The organism is Streptomyces oceani (assembly GCF_001751245.1).
Lineage (GTDB): Bacteria > Actinomycetota > Actinomycetes > Streptomycetales > Streptomycetaceae > Streptomyces > Streptomyces oceani.
In genome coordinates this window covers 1-14,165 of the sequence record NZ_LJGU01000110.1, presented here as the reverse complement: position 1 = coordinate 14,165, position 14,165 = coordinate 1, and the positions used below count along the sequence as shown (strand labels likewise).

The 14,165-nt window shown below is 71.1% G+C and carries 15 protein-coding genes; 9 read left to right on the top strand and 6 right to left on the bottom strand.

Going from position 1 to position 14,165, the window contains the following annotated elements; translation table 11 throughout:
• Positions 1 to 196: 196 nt before the first annotated feature.
• Positions 197 to 817: a TetR/AcrR family transcriptional regulator gene (locus tag AN216_RS05350; protein ID WP_070195429.1), complete on the bottom strand. Its 621-nt coding sequence runs from the start codon at positions 815 to 817 to the stop codon at positions 197 to 199.
• A gap of 233 nt (positions 818 to 1,050) precedes the next feature.
• On the opposite strand from AN216_RS05350, the gene AN216_RS05345 reads away from it, so the two are divergent.
• On the top strand, positions 1,051 to 2,262 hold the full coding sequence (locus tag AN216_RS05345) for a pyridoxal phosphate-dependent aminotransferase (RefSeq protein WP_070195428.1): 1,212 nt from the start codon (positions 1,051 to 1,053) through the stop codon (positions 2,260 to 2,262).
• Positions 2,263 to 2,462: 200 nt separating this feature from the next.
• Positions 2,463 to 2,873, top strand: coding sequence for an SCO4983 family protein (locus tag AN216_RS05340; protein ID WP_070195427.1), 411 nt, complete (start codon positions 2,463 to 2,465; stop codon positions 2,871 to 2,873).
• A 107-nt stretch (positions 2,874 to 2,980) separates the two neighbouring features.
• On the opposite strand, the gene AN216_RS05335 is transcribed toward AN216_RS05340, so the two are convergent.
• Together AN216_RS05335 and AN216_RS05330 are read right to left on the bottom strand one after the other, a co-directional pair.
• Positions 2,981 to 3,178, bottom strand: a complete 198-nt coding sequence (locus tag AN216_RS05335) for a PIN domain-containing protein (RefSeq protein WP_070195426.1) — start codon at positions 3,176 to 3,178, stop codon at positions 2,981 to 2,983.
• 218 nt (positions 3,179 to 3,396) lie between these two features.
• Positions 3,397 to 5,229, bottom strand: coding sequence for a phosphoenolpyruvate carboxykinase (GTP) (locus AN216_RS05330; RefSeq protein WP_070195425.1), 1,833 nt, complete (start codon positions 5,227 to 5,229; stop codon positions 3,397 to 3,399).
• A gap of 302 nt (positions 5,230 to 5,531) precedes the next feature.
• On the opposite strand from AN216_RS05330, the gene trhA reads away from it, so the two are divergent.
• The 4 genes from trhA to AN216_RS05310 all read left to right on the top strand — a co-directional run bounded on the left by trhA (position 5,532) and on the right by AN216_RS05310 (position 8,165).
• Positions 5,532 to 6,368 (top strand): PAQR family membrane homeostasis protein TrhA, encoded by an 837-nt coding sequence (gene trhA, locus AN216_RS05325; protein WP_244502329.1) that lies wholly within the window; start codon positions 5,532 to 5,534, stop codon positions 6,366 to 6,368.
• A 58-nt stretch (positions 6,369 to 6,426) separates the two neighbouring features.
• On the top strand, positions 6,427 to 6,894 hold the full coding sequence (locus tag AN216_RS05320; RefSeq protein WP_244502328.1) for an ester cyclase: 468 nt from the start codon (positions 6,427 to 6,429) through the stop codon (positions 6,892 to 6,894).
• Between the two features lie 50 nt (positions 6,895 to 6,944).
• The gene (locus AN216_RS05315; protein ID WP_079166287.1) at positions 6,945 to 7,487 is read left to right on the top strand and encodes a Uma2 family endonuclease; all 543 of its coding nucleotides are present in this window, start codon (positions 6,945 to 6,947) and stop codon (positions 7,485 to 7,487) included.
• A gap of 87 nt (positions 7,488 to 7,574) precedes the next feature.
• On the top strand, positions 7,575 to 8,165 hold the full coding sequence (locus tag AN216_RS05310) for a class I SAM-dependent methyltransferase (RefSeq protein WP_070195446.1): 591 nt from the start codon (positions 7,575 to 7,577) through the stop codon (positions 8,163 to 8,165).
• A gap of 75 nt (positions 8,166 to 8,240) precedes the next feature.
• Here AN216_RS05310 and AN216_RS05305 read toward each other — a convergent pair whose 3' ends face one another.
• On the bottom strand, positions 8,241 to 8,732 hold the full coding sequence (locus AN216_RS05305) for an MFS transporter (RefSeq protein WP_139140861.1): 492 nt from the start codon (positions 8,730 to 8,732) through the stop codon (positions 8,241 to 8,243).
• A gap of 318 nt (positions 8,733 to 9,050) precedes the next feature.
• Here AN216_RS05305 and AN216_RS05295 point away from each other — a divergent pair, with 318 nt between their 5' ends.
• On the top strand, positions 9,051 to 9,299 hold the full coding sequence (locus AN216_RS05295; protein WP_070195422.1) for a ribbon-helix-helix protein, CopG family: 249 nt from the start codon (positions 9,051 to 9,053) through the stop codon (positions 9,297 to 9,299).
• Positions 9,299 to 9,637, top strand: a complete 339-nt coding sequence (locus tag AN216_RS05290; RefSeq protein ID WP_275522148.1) for a type II toxin-antitoxin system PemK/MazF family toxin — start codon at positions 9,299 to 9,301, stop codon at positions 9,635 to 9,637. The genes AN216_RS05295 and AN216_RS05290 overlap by 1 nt, the downstream gene beginning before the upstream one ends.
• A 206-nt stretch (positions 9,638 to 9,843) precedes the next feature.
• Here AN216_RS05290 and AN216_RS05285 read toward each other — a convergent pair whose 3' ends face one another.
• Both AN216_RS05285 and AN216_RS05280 read right to left on the bottom strand, forming a co-directional pair.
• Positions 9,844 to 11,451, bottom strand: a complete 1,608-nt coding sequence (locus AN216_RS05285; protein ID WP_070195420.1) for an N-acyl-D-amino-acid deacylase family protein — start codon at positions 11,449 to 11,451, stop codon at positions 9,844 to 9,846.
• A gap of 107 nt (positions 11,452 to 11,558) precedes the next feature.
• On the bottom strand, positions 11,559 to 12,914 hold the full coding sequence (locus AN216_RS05280; protein ID WP_107401902.1) for an alanine racemase: 1,356 nt from the start codon (positions 12,912 to 12,914) through the stop codon (positions 11,559 to 11,561).
• A 240-nt stretch (positions 12,915 to 13,154) separates the two neighbouring features.
• On the opposite strand from AN216_RS05280, the gene AN216_RS05275 reads away from it, so the two are divergent.
• Positions 13,155 to 14,165 (top strand): sugar kinase (locus AN216_RS05275; RefSeq protein WP_070195419.1); only part of this gene is annotated, 1,011 nt, incomplete at its 3' end.

Genomic DNA, 14,165 nt, shown 5'->3' with positions numbered 1-14,165 from the left:
ACCGGGCTGACGGCGGGCGAAGGCGCGTCCGTGCCGCTGCTGCGCGGTCGACCGCTGCTCAGCGGACGCGCGGCGGCGTACGTCTGCCGTGGCTTCACCTGTGACGCGCCGACGGCCGATCCGGAGCTGCTGCGCCGGGCGTTGACCGGCCCGACCGGCTGACCGCGCGCCCTGGGGCCGTCCGGGGACGGGCACGTCAGAGCGTCAGGCCGCGCTCCAGCACCCGCAGCGCGTTGTCGACGACCTCCCGCATGCCGTGCCGCTTGCCGTTCTCCACCCAGTGGTTGAACGCCTCGGCCAGCGCGCCCATCGCCGCGCCGGTGACGACCCGCAGCTCCAGGTCGTCGGCCGGCCGCCCGGTGCGGTCCACCAACACCTCGCTGAGCAGGCGTACGGTCATCGAGGTGTGCTCGGTCATCCGGGCCCGGATCGCCGGCACGTCGTACATCAGGTTCATCCGCTGCCGGGTCTCCGCGGCGTCCTCCTCGTACATCCGGGTCAGGACCGCGCTCAGCGCCTCCCGCAGCGCGGTCACGGGCGGTTCCTCGGGGGGACGCCGGCGCAACTCCTCCGCGATGACCGGATCGTGCTCGTCGGTCAGCACGATGTCCTCCTTGGTGGGGAAGTACCGGAAGACGGTGCTGGGGGAGACCTCCGCGACCTCGGCGATCTGGTCCACCGGGGTGGCGTCGTAGCCCTGCTCGGCGAAGAGTTGGTACGCGGCCCGGCGGATGGACTGCCGGGTCTGGATCTTCTTCCGTTCCCGCAGCCCGAGTTTGGACGAGCAGGCGGAGGCGCCGGAGGTCATGGAGGTCATGCCGTCGATTGTCTGCCATCCCGGGCGGTACGGGCGACGGTACGGACGACGCGGCCGGTTCTCGTGGCGAAGGCGGTCAGGGCCTCCGGCCGGCGAGGGCGGCTGTGTGGGCTCCGGCGTCTCCGGGGCGCGCCGCCGGCGTCCCGTCGGAGCCGCCCGGGTGCTGGCCAGGGCGCCCCCCAGGTGACGTAAAACACCGGGCGCCCCGTCGGAGCCGCCCGTACAGTTGCGATATGCAGGTGATCCAGTCGACGAAGCTCGCCAATGTCTGCTACGAGATCCGTGGCCCGGTGCTCGAGGAGGCTACCCGGCTCGAGGCGGCGGGTCACCGCATCCTCAAGCTCAACACCGGAAACCCCGCGGCGTTCGGCTTCGAGTGCCCGCCGGAGATCCTGGAGGACGTCCTCCGCAACGTAGGGGACGCGCACGGGTACGGCGACGCGAAGGGCTTGCTGTCCGCGCGCCGCGCGGTGATGCAGCACTACCAGACCAAGGGCGTCGAAGTCTCCGTCGACGACGTCTACTTGGGCAACGGCGTCTCCGAGCTGATCCAGATGTCCATGCAGGCCCTGCTCGACGACGGCGACGAGGTGCTGGTTCCGGCCCCCGACTACCCGCTGTGGACCGCCTCGGTCTCCCTCGCGGGTGGTACGGCCGTGCACTACCGCTGCGACGAGCAGTCCGACTGGATGCCGGACCTCGTGGACCTCGAGCGCAGGATCACGGACCGCACCAAGGCCCTGGTCGTCATCAACCCGAACAACCCGACGGGCGCGGTGTACGACGACGAGATGCTGCGCGGCCTCACGGACATCGCCCGCCGGCACGGCCTGATCGTCTGTTCCGACGAGATCTACGACCGCATCCTCTACGACGGCGCCACCCACACCTCCACCGCTGTCATCGCCCCCGATCTGCTCACCCTCACCTTCAACGGCCTCTCGAAGAACTACCGGGTGGCCGGCTACCGCAGCGGCTGGCTCGCCGTCTGCGGCCCGAAGGAGCACGCGCAGAGTTACATCGAGGGCCTGAGCATCCTGGCCAACATGCGGCTGTGCGCCAACATGCCCGCCCAGCACGCCGTTGCCAGCGCCCTGGGCGGCCGTCAGTCCATCGAGGAGCTGGTGCTGCCCGGCGGGCGCATCCTGGAGCAGCGGGACACCGCGTACGACCTGCTGACCCAGATCCCCGGCGTGAGCTGCGTGAAGCCGAAGGGGGCGCTGTACCTCTTCCCGAAGCTCGACCCGAAGGTCTTCAAGGTCAAGGACGACCGGCAGCTGGTGCTCGACCTGCTGCGGGCCGAGCAGATCATGGTGGTGCACGGCACCGGGTTCAACTGGCCGGAGCCGGACCACTTCCGGATCGTGACGCTGCCGCCCGCGCAGGAGTTGGCCGACGCGATCACCCGGATCGGCAACTTCCTGGAGGGCTACAGCCAACCCTGAGCCGCGTGCTCCGCGGGTCCGGGCTCTCCGGTGGAAACCCTTCGTGACACGAGTGGGGCAGTGCGACGCAACCGTCGCGCTGCCCCACTCGTTGTGCGAGAGCGTGCCGGCGCCGGTGCGCGACAGCTTCCGCCGAACCGAGCTAACTTTAGACAAAGTCTAAGGTAGGATGGCTGTCCAGCATTCTCAGGAGGCCATCCATGTACGAACCGATCCGCGGCCAGTCGGTGCACACCACGGCCACGCCGGATGTGGCGTACCGCTCCCGCGAGGACGAACTCGACATCCGGCTCGCCGGACACCTCACCGCGCTGTTGACCGTCACCGACGAGCTGCGGGCGCTGACCCCGGGCCCTGGCCTGGACGCGGCCGCCCAGCGACTGGCCGCCGAGTCCACCCGCCTGAGCGGCGGCCGTACGCCGCTGCGTGCCGAGCCCACCACGGGCAGCCGTACCGGCGACCACATCACGGCGCTGCACCAGCGGGCGCACACGCTCGCCGGCATGGCCCTGGTCATCGCGGACGCCCGGGAGGACGAGGCCGCGAGCACGCTCGCGATGGAGCGGCGCTACGTGCACGAAGCGGCCCTGGACCTGGCCGAGGCCGCCTGACCCGCCTGATCCGGGCGGGCTTCGCACGGTCGGCCGTTCGCGGGTCACAGCGGTCAGGCCGGTACGCGGGAGAGTTCGGGATGTGACCGGGAGGCAGGGGTCTCCGGTCAGAGGTCTTCCGGGAGCAGCTCGAACGTGGCGTGTCCCGTGAGTGGCCGCATTATGCGAAAGTGGCCGTCGCTGCTGAGAACCCGGTTGGTCCGGTAGGTGGCGGCAAGCGCCACGTTCATGGCGTCGGCGAGTCCGACGCCCCTGCTCCGGTCGGCGTCCCGGTATCCCTCCATGATGGCGACGGCCGTGCCCATGTGCGGTGCGAGATCCGGAATCTCGAACCGGTTGGTGGCCGCACCTGGCCCGCTTCGGCGGCGGCCAGAATGCGTGAGGAGTTCTGGTTGAACCCGCGAGCGGTGGCTTCCATGTAGTACACGGTGCTACATGGAAGCTGGTCGTGGACCACCGCGCCTCCCGGGCCGCGTAGCGCGTACGACGCTCGTGTGCGCGGCGCGGCCCGGGAAGGATCGGGTCAGCCCAGGCGCCGCACCAGCGCGCGGTACTCGTCCCACAGAGCGGTCGGGGTGTGGTCGCCGAAGGTGTTGAAGTGCTCCGGCACCAGCGCGGCCTCGTCCCGCCACACGTCCTTGTCGACGGCCAGCAGGAAGTCCAGGTCGTCGTCGGTCAGTCCCAGGCCCGAGGTGTCCAGGGACTCCTTCGTCGGCAGCACGCCGATCGGGGTCGGGACGCCGTCCGCCTCGCCGTTCAGCCGGCCCACGATCCACTTCAGCACCCGGCTGTTCTCGCCGAAGCCGGGCCAGACGATCTTGCCCTCGGCGTTCTTCTTGAACCAGTTGACGTAGTAGATCCTCGGCAGCTTCTCCTGGTCGGCGCCCGCTCCGACATTCACCCAGTGCGCGAAGTAGTCACCCATGTTGTAGCCGCAGAAGGGCAGCATCGCGAACGGGTCGCGGCGCAGCTCGCCGACCGTGCCCTCGGCGGCGGCGGTCTTCTCGCTGGCGACGTTCGCGCCCAGGAACACCCCGTGCTGCCAGTTGAACGACTCCGTCACCAGCGGTACGGCCGTGGCCCGCCGTCCGCCGAAGAGGATCGCGGAGATCGGCACGCCCCTGGGGTCCTCCCACTCCGGGGCGATGCTCGGGCACTGGCCGGCCGGCGTGGTGAACCGGGCGTTCGGGTGCGCGGCCGGCGTGCCGGACTCCGGCGTCCAGGCGTTGCCCTTCCAGTCGGTGAGGCGCGCGGGCGTCTCCTCGGTCATGCCCTCCCACCACACGTCGTCGTCCTCGGTGAGCGCGACGTTCGTGAAGACCGAGTTGCCCCACAGCGTCTTCATGGCGTTGCCGTTGGTGTGCTCGCCGGTGCCGGGGGCGACGCCGAAGAAGCCGGCCTCCGGGTTGATCGCGTACAGCCGGCCGTCCTCGCCGAACCGCATCCACGCGATGTCGTCGCCGATCGTCTCCACCGTCCACCCCGGAGTGGTGGGCTCCAGCATCGCCAGGTTGGTCTTGCCGCAGGCACTGGGGAAGGCGGCGGCGACGTACTTGGCCTCGCCGCGCGGCGGCGTCAGCTTCAGCACCAGCATGTGCTCGGCCAGCCAGCCCTCGTCCCGCGCCATCACGGAGGCGATGCGCAGGGCGTAGCACTTCTTGCCGAGCAGCGCGTTCCCGCCGTAGCCCGAGCCGTACGACCAGATCTCCCGGTCCTCCGGGAAGTGCGAGATGTACTTGGTGTCGCTGCACGGCCACGGCACGTCCCGCTCGCCGGGGCCCAGCGGGGCGCCGACGCTGTGCACCGCCTTGACGAAGAAGCCGTCCTCGCCCAACTCGTCCAGCACCGGCTGTCCCATCCGGGTCATCGTCCGCATGGAGACGGCGACGTACGCGGAGTCGGTGATCTCCACCCCGATCGCGGACAGCGGGGAACCGAGCGGTCCCATGCAGAACGGCACCACGTACATCGTCCGGCCGCGCATCGCCCCGCGGAAGAGCCCCGGCTGGCCGTCACCGCCCTGGAAGACCGCGCGCATCTCGGCGGGGTCCATCCAGTTGTTGGTCGGGCCGGCGTCCTCCTCCTTAGCGGAGCAGATGTACGTACGGTCCTCGACCCGGGCCACGTCCTTGGGGTCGGAGGTGGCGTAGTACGAGTTCGGGCGCTTGATCGGGTCGAGCTTCCGGAAGGTGCCCTTCTCGACCAGCTGCTCGGCCAGGCGTTCGTACTCCGCCTCGGAGCCGTCACACCAGACGATCTCGGCTGGCTCGGTGAGTTCGGCGATCTCGCTGACCCAGGAGACCAGCTCCTGGTGTGTGGTCGGGGTGGTGGTGGGAGCCGGATTGCTGCGCGCCACGATCGCTCCAGACAGTTTGAGGGTTTTGTACGGATGCCTGCACACGCATCCGTGTGGTGCCGGTCTGCTCAACTCGCCCCTTGGGGGCCACGGCCCGGACGCAGTCGTGGCTACGCTCATCCGGTGCCGTTCTCGCTCATCTGATGTTGACGTGCCGCTTCGCATCTGTCCAGGGGGCAGCTCAGGTGAGCGGCGTGAGCAGGGACACGTTACGGATCATCAGCGCGTCGTGCGTACTCAACTGGTCTATAACGGGCGCAAGCTGCCAAATCACCGCACATGGCGGTGGGTAATCTGCGTGTATGACTGCCGTGAACCCCGAATCAGGCGCCGGCTCCGAGGGAGGGCCCGACAACTCGGCGACCGCCATCGGTCGACAGCCCAGTCAGCTCGGCTCGCTCGACCAGCTTGACCGGGAAGTCCCGCCAGAACCCGCCACGCAGGAGTCCGGCCAGTCCGGCCAGTCCGGCCAGTCCGGCCTGCCCGGCGGACTCACCGGCGCGGCGATCAAGCCGAGGCTGCGTGGCTGGCTGCACGCCGGCATGTTCCCGGCCGCGCTGGTCTCCGGAGTGCTGCTCACCGCCCTGGCCGGCACCCTGGCCAGCCGGCTCGCCTGCGCGGTCTACACCCTCAGCGCCTGTCTGCTGTTCGGAATCAGCGCGCTCTACCACCGGGGCGACTGGAGCCCGCCGGTACGAGCCATACTGCGGCGGCTGGACCACGCGAACATCTTCCTGATCATCGCGGGCACCTACACCCCGCTGACCATACTCCTCCTCCCGGACGGCAGCCGGGAGTTGCTGCTCTGGGGCATCTGGCTCGCGGCCCTCGTCGGTATCGCCTTCCGAACCCTCTGGGTCGGCGCGCCCCGCTGGCTCTACACCCCCTGCTACGTCGGCATGGGCTGGGCCGCCGTCTTCTACCTGCCGGAGTTCCTGCACGCCGGTGGCGTCGCCGTGCTCGTCTGCGTGATCGTCGGCGGGCTGCTGTACAGCCTCGGCGGCCTCGTCTACGGCATCAAGCGACCGAATCCCTCACCGCGCTGGTTCGGCTTCCACGAGGTCTTCCACTCCCTGACCCTCGCCGGCTTCGTCGCGCACTACGTCGGCATCGCCCTGGTCGTCTCCCAGCACACCTGAAGCCGAGCGGGTGTCCCGTACGTTTACGCTCAGGCTCGCGTGGGACACGGTCGGTCGAGTGTCCCCGGCACACCGTGCGGACGTACGAGGGGTGGCCACCACCATGGATGACCCGGAGACCGTGCGGACCCTGTACCGGCGCTGGCTCCTCGAACTGTGGCGCGGCGACTTCTCGGTGGCCGAGGAGATCCTGGCACCCGAGTTCCTGGGCCACTGGCCGCAGTTCGACGTGGTCGGGCCGCAGGCCGCGGCCGAGCAGATCCGCCAGTCACACGCGTACTTCTCCGACATCGACACCACGCTGGACGTCGGCCCGATCGTCGACGGCGGGATGGTGGCGGCGCACTGGACCTTCCACGGCAGCTACCAGGGGGGTGTGCCCGGCGCGACCGTCCCGACCGGCAGCCGGATCTCCTTCGCCGGGCAGGACATCTTCCGTGCCGTGGACGGCATGTTCACCGAGTACTGGGTGGTCTCGGACGCCCTCGGGATGATGACCGAGCTGGGCGTACTCGGCAACGGTTGAGGCCCCGGTCCGTTACCCTGGCAACGTTGCGGCGTCGGCGGGAGACGGTCATGAACGAGATGAACGCGCTGGCCCGGGCCTGGCACGAGATGGATGTCCCGGATGGTCTCCGCGTGGAGCTACTTGACGGCGAAGTCGTCATGCAGGCAAACCCCGGGCATCTGCACGACCTTCCCGCACGCAGCCTCGTTCGCCATACTCCCGCGCCGTACGAAGCCTGGAACGAGCGTGGCCTCCGGCTCGCCGAGGACTACCGGCCCCGTGCCGACGCGGTGATCATCCGCTCCGAGGACATCCCGGCCGACGGTGCCGACCCGGACTGGCCGGCACAGATCGTGCGTGCCGTGGTGGAGACGGTGTCCACCACACCCACCGCGATCAAACGGGACTGGGAGGACAAGCGGCTGCGGTACGCCGCCGCCGGCATCCCCATCTACCTGATCATCGACCCCAACGACGCCAGTTGGCACGTGCTCGAACTGGACGGCAGTCAGTACGTGCAGACCGACAAGGGCGTGTTCGGTCAGGACATCGCGCTGCCCGAGCCGCTGGGTTTCACCGTACGGACGACCGGCTGGCACCCGTACCGCTGAGCGCCGTCCCGTAGCCACCGGCGGGCGGCCCGGCCTCGGGCGTTCGCTCCCTGGTGGGGCCGGGATGTCGCCCGCACAATGGCGGACATGACCGACTTCGCCTGGGACCCGGAGACGTACGAGCGACTGATGGCCGAGGAGGTGCCCGACTACCCGGTCCTCCAGGAGGAGTTGCTGGCCGCGACGCTGCGCGCCCCGGCGCGTACGGCGCTGGACCTCGGGATCGGCAGCGGACTCACCGCCGCGCGCGTGCTGGCGGCGCACCCGGAGGCGACGCTGGTCGGGGTGGACGCGAACGTCGACATGCTGGCCGCGGCGCGGCGGACCCTGGACGCCGAGCGCACTACGCTGCACCAGGCCGATCTGCGGGACGCGTTGCCCGACGGCCCGTTCGACCTGGTGCTGTCCATGCTGGCGGTCCACCACCTGGACACGGCGGGCAAGGCCGACCTGTTCCGCCGGGTGGCCGGGGTGCTGACCGTGGGCGGACGCTTCGTGCTGGCCGACCTGGTCGTGCCGGAGGACCCCGCCGACGTGGTGACGCCCGTCGACGGCGTGGAGGACGTGCCGAGTCCGCTGACGGACCAGCTGAGCTGGCTGACCGCCGCCGGCCTTCGCACCGAGATCGCCTGGCGGCACCGCGACCTCGCGGTGGTCACCGGCACCAGGACCGGCTGATCCACCGGGTGGCGATCCGCTTCGCGTGCGAGCGCCGGCGGAGGCACCGGGTGCCCGTACGACCGCCCAACGGGCCTACGACTCCCGGGGAAACCACCGCACCAGGGTCACGGCGGCGGCCGTGACCAGGCCGGCCAGCACCGGCATGGTGTGCCCGATGGCGTCCGTGAACGCCTGGACGATGGCCGGCTCGGCACCCTCGCCACCCGGAGCGGCCAGGGCCGCCGCCGGCGTGCTGGGCGGGTCACCACCCCCGCCGAGACTCGCGGGCAGCCGAGCGGTGAAGGTCGCGGTGATGAGGCTGCCGGCGACGGCGATGCCGAGCGCGCTCCCGAACTCCCGCGCGAGGCTCTGCAGTCCCGAGCCCACACCGGCTCGCTCGGGCGGCAGCGCGTTCATGATCGCCTCGGAGAGCAGCGGTGTGGCGATCCCGCAGCCCAGCGCGGTCAGGACGATGCCGAGGGCGTAGTGGGCGTACGCACCGTCCACCGTGATGGTTCCGAGGACGGCCAGCCCACCGGCCATCACCAGCAGCCCCAGGCATACGACCCACCGCGCGCTCAACACGCGGTGCAGCAGCGGCGCGCAGCGCGCTGCCGGACAGGTGCGGGATGGCGAGGTTGACCGCGGAGACCGTGCCGACGACCAGTGTCACGCAGAGGCTCATGGCGCTGGTGAGCAGCCAGCGCCGGCCGGTCGGGGAGGGCTGCCGGGCGATCGTGCCCGCTACCGGGGCGGCGGACGAGCGGGCACGCACGGGTGACCTCCTGTCTGGTTCCGGTCGACTGGTCGTATCAGACGCTATCCGTCTCCGGCTGGAGGACGGTATCCGCGACCATCGATCGTCCGGTAGCAAGCGTGGTCATACCGAGTTATACTAAACCCATGAAAACAGCGATCTCGCTGCCGGATGAGACGTACGAACGCGCTTCGCGACGGGCCAGTGACCTCGGCGTGAGTCGGTCGGAGTTTTTCGCGCGGGCTGCCCAGCGCTACCTCGACGAGCTTGATGCCCAGTCGTTGACTGGCCAGATCGACGATGCCCTCGAGTATGTCGGCACACTGGACGAGGCGACCTCCGACGCGATTGAGGCCGGACGTCGCTTGTTGGCGGACACGGGCGATGAGTGGTGATGCGTCGGTCAGACATCTACTGGGCCGATCTTGGGCCCGCCTCGGGCAGCCGGCCCGCGAAACGCCGCCCCGTCCTGGTGGTCCAGTCCGATCCCTACAACGACAGCCGGTTGGCCACCGTGCTGGTGGCCGTGCTGACCTCCAACACGGCACTCGCCACGATGCCTGGCAATGTGTTCCTGTCAGCGGCGGTGACCGGGTTGCCGCGTGACTCGGTCCTCAACGTCACCGCACTGGTTACGCTGAACAAGACCGACCTCGCCGAACAAGCTGGTCAAGTACCACCGAGCCTCATGCACGACGTTGACCGGGGGCTGCGCCGAGTGCTCGCACTCTGACGGCCCGGGCGTTCGCTGCCTGGTTCTCGTGCGTTCGTCGAGGCCGGGACGCTATCCCCGCTCGGGACGTGCCCAACCGTCCGTACTTGGTACACCACCCGGTGGATGCCGACATGGACGCGGAAGTATCCATTTCCGTACGCATGCGAAAGCGGGAAGGATCCTGGCGTTCACCGAAGAACAATGCGGGTGCCGGCGCCCGCCCCTCACCCCACCGGCGTGCGGCGTACGGAGCGGCCGGCGAGGACGTCCGTACGCCGGCCGTCGCGGATGACCGGCCGCCCGTCGACCAGCACGTGCGGCACGCCCACCGGCGCCGTACGGGGCGCCTCGAAGGTCGACCCGGCCGCCACCGTGTCCGGATCGAACAGCACCAGGTCGGCGCGGTACCCCTCGCGTACGAGGCCCCGGTCCGGCAGCCGCAGCCGGGCGGCGGCCCGCGAGGTCAGGTGCGCCACGCACTCCTCGAGCGACAGCACGCCCAGCTCGCGTACGTACCGCCCCAGGTACTGCGGGAAGGTGCCGTACGCGCGCGGGTGCGGCTTGTCGCCCTGCAGGATGCCGTCGCTGCCGCCGGTGTGCACGGAGTGCCGCATGATCGCCTGGACGTTCGCCTCGTGCCCGACGTGTTGCAGGATCGTCGTGCCCAACCGGTCCTCGACCAGCAGTCGGCAGGCGGTGTCGAACGCCTCCTCGCCGCGCTCCCGGGCCGCCGCCGCGACGGTCTTGCCGACGAAGTCGCGCAGCCCCGGCGTGGACACCCCGGAGATCTCGATGGTGTCCCACTCCATCGGCACCCCGTGGCAGCCGTCCGAGCCCTCCACCTCCATGCTGTGCCGGATACGGGCGCGGGTTTCCGGTTCGGCGAGCCGGGCGAGTATCGCCTCCGGGCCGCCCTCGCTGGCCCAACTCGGCAGCATCGCGACCAGGGTGGTGCAGCCCGGGGTGTACGGATAGGTGTCCAGCGAGATGTCCGCGCCGCCGGCGATCGCCTCGTCGAGCAGGGCGAGGAGTTCCCCGGCGCGGCCCTCGTTCACGCCGAAGTTCATGGTGGCGTGCGCCAGGTGCAGCGCGCAGCCGGCGTCCTGGCAGAGGCCGACCATCTCGGCGTAGGCCTCGAGCGCGCCCGCGCCGTACGAGCGGTGGTGCGGGCAGTAGTAGCCGGCGTACCGGGCCACCACCCGGCACAGCTCGGCGAGCTCGCTGGTCGGGGCGTACATCCCCGGGGTGTAGGTCAGTCCGGAGGACAGGCCGACCGCGCCCTGTTCCAGGCCCTCGGCGACGAGTTGCCGCATCCGCGTCAGCTCGTCCTCGCTCGCCGGCCGGTCGTCCCAGCCGACGGCCAGCATCCGCACGGTGCCCTGCGGGACGAGGTAGGCCGCGTTGACGGCGATGCCCTGTCGGTCGAGTCGGTCGAGGTAGCCGCCGACGGTGCGCCAGTCGAAGTCGATGTCGGAACCGTCGCCGTTCCAGCCGGTGATGGCGCTGCGTACGTCGCTCAACGTCCGCTCGTCGACCGGCGCGTAGGACAGTCCGTCCTGGCCGATGACCTCCAGGGTGACGCCCTGGGCGGCCTTCGCCGAGTGGTCCGGGTCGCGCAGCAGCGCCAGGTCGCTGTGCGCGTGCATGTCGATGAAGCCCGGGGCGAGGGTCAGCCCCTCGGCCTCGATGACGTGTGGGCCGGAGGGGCGCGGGCCGCCGGCGTCCGCGTGGTGGATCTCGGCGATACGGCCCTCGCGCAGACCGACGTCGGCGCGGCGGGCGGGGGCGCCGGAGCCGTCGACGAGCTGCGCGTCGCGGATGACGGTGTCCATGTCCGGGTCCTCTCGGGATGCGGGCGCCGGGCGTACGGGGGCGTGCGGCGTACGTACGGGCGCGGGCGTAAGTACGGGCGGCGCGCGGGGTGTCGGCGGCGCGGGTGTCAGAAGAAGGTGCGGATCAGGTCGCTGACCGTGCCGTCCGGCTCCACCAGCGGGATCAGCTGCCACTTGTCGAAGATCGTGCACGGGTGTGACATACCGAGCCCCACCCAGTCACCCACTGCCAGCTCGGCGTCCTCGGTCGTCTCCAGCCAGGCGTGTTGGTCGGACAGCTTGGTGACCGTGATGCCCTCGGCGGGCCGCTCGGCGCCACCGTCGGCCGGGCGTACCGTACGGGCCCGGGGCAGGTGCAGGTCGTGCGCGGCGTCCCGCTTGCCGGCGTTCAGGAACGCCTGGCGGGGTGTCGGCCGGGAGACAACCTGGGCCCAGAGGGTGCAGGCGGAGCGCAGCTCGCCCTCCTCGGGCACCCGGTTGAACGGGGTCAGCTCCTCGTAGTGGCCCTCGTCGTGCGAGACGTACGCCCCGGAGCGCAGCAGCTTGCGTACCGGCCGGGACAGCTCCGGCAGCTGCTCGAAGACCTCCGCGACGGTGTCGAACCAGGCGCTGCCGCCCGCGCTCAGCACGATCTCCTCGACGTCCGGCCCGAATCGCCCGGCCGCGTCGAAGTCCGTGGCCAGCGCGGTGAGTCGGCGCAGCCAGGCGGCGACCCGCTCGCTGTCGGCCCGGGGCACCTCGCCCTCGTATCCGGCGACGCCGACCAACCGCAGGGTGTCGGCCGCGGCCACCGCCTCCGCGACCGCCGCGCAGGTCGCCTCGTCCCGGGCGCCCGTACGGGCCTCGTCCCCGGCGGCGAGTTCGACCACCACGTCCACCGGGCGGGTGCCGCCGGCGTCTCGCAGCGCCCGGTCCATCAGGGTGACGCCGGCCGGGGAGTCGACGTAGCAGACGAACTGGAAGTCCGGGTCGGCGTCCAGCTCTCCGGACAGCCAGCGCAGCGCGGCGGCGTCCACCAGTTCGTTGGCCAGGAAGATCCGCTGGACGCCGAACTCCCGGCACACCCGCGCCTGGTGGGGCACCGCGACCGTGATGCCCCAGGCGCCGTGCGCCAGTTGGCGGGCGAAGAGCTGCGGGGCCATGCAGGTCTTGCCGTGCGGGGCGAAGGAGAGTCCGTGCCGGCTGGTGAAGTTCTCCAGCTGGCGCAGGTTGTGGTCCAGGTGCTCCCGGGAGAGCGCGAGTACGGGCGTGGTGAAGCCGCCGGCGTACAGGTCACGCCCGGCGCTGGCCAGTGCCCCGACCCGCTGGCCGGAGGCGTCCGGCGGCAGTCCGCGGAAGCGGTGGTCGACGATCTCGTCGGCCAGCGCCGCGAGCCGGTCGACGCGGATGCCCGTCGCCCGGTCAGTGGCGGAGCGGGTCGAGCCGCCGGACGCGTCGGTGGTCCTGTCGGGGGTGGGAGGCATGGCGACTCCGTAAGATCGAATTGCATAAAATGCAACGCCCATTGCGTATCACGCTTGCTGCTGTCTAGCATCCCGGCGAACACCCGGTCAATGGAGCGAGCCCCAGGTCGACGCCGTGCTGGGCCGGCATCGGGCCGTGGCCACCGAGACCGAGATCCGCAGTGACCGCGCCCCCACTGACCGAGAGAACGCAGTGACCGAGAGAACGCCGCAGCAGCGAGACCGAGGAGCGAGCCGGACGTGACCCCCACCTCCACCTCCCCTGCCGACGTGGTCTGTCTCGGCGAGTCCATGGTCACGTTCCTGCCCTGCCAACCCGGGCGGCTCGCCGACGTGCCGGCCTTCGAACGCGCCATCGGCGGCGCGGAGTCCAACGTCGCCTGCACCCTCGCCCGTGCCGGACACGCCACGCGTTGGATCAGCCGGGTCGGGGCGGACGGCTTCGGCGACCACCTGCTGTCCGCCATCTCCGCCACCGGCGTGGACACCAGCGCCGTACGACGCGATCCGCGCCGGCCCACCGGCATCTACTTCCGCACCGACGGCGAGCGCCCCACCTCCCGTACGGACACCGGCACCCCGCGTACGGACGCCCCCGCGGACGGCTCCGCGGAGGTGCCGGCCGGCGAGGTGGCCTACTACCGGGCCGGCTCGGCGGCCTCCGCCATGTCCCCCGACACGGTCGACCGGAGCCAGACGGCCGCGGGGCGGATACTCCACCTCACCGGGATCACCCCGGCGTTGTCCGCCGACTGCCTCGCCCTGTGCCGTACGCTGCTCGCGCCGCGCCCCGACCGGCCGTTGACCTCCTTCGACGTCAACTACCGCGCCGCGCTGTGGTCCTCGCCGGACGAGGCCCGGGTGCTGCTCGAACTCGCCCGGGGCTGCGACCTGGTGTTCGTGGGAGAGGACGAGGCCGCCGCGGCCTGGGGCGTGACCGGCGGACCGGCGGCGATCCGGGCCGCGCTGCCGGAGCCGGCCACCCTGGTGGTGAAGCAGGGCGCGGACGGCGCCACGGCCTTCGTACGGGACGCGTCGGCCGCACGGCCCGGGCCGAACCCGCCGGACGCCGCGCCCCTGCACGTCCCGGCCCCACGGGTCGACGTCGTCGCCGCCGTCGGAGCCGGGGACGCCTTCGCCGCCGGCTATCTCTCCGCCACCCTGCGCGGCCTGCCGCCGCACGACCGCCTGCGGCACGGCCACCTGATGGCCGCCGCCGCGCTCACCGTGCCCGGCGACCTCGCCGAGCAT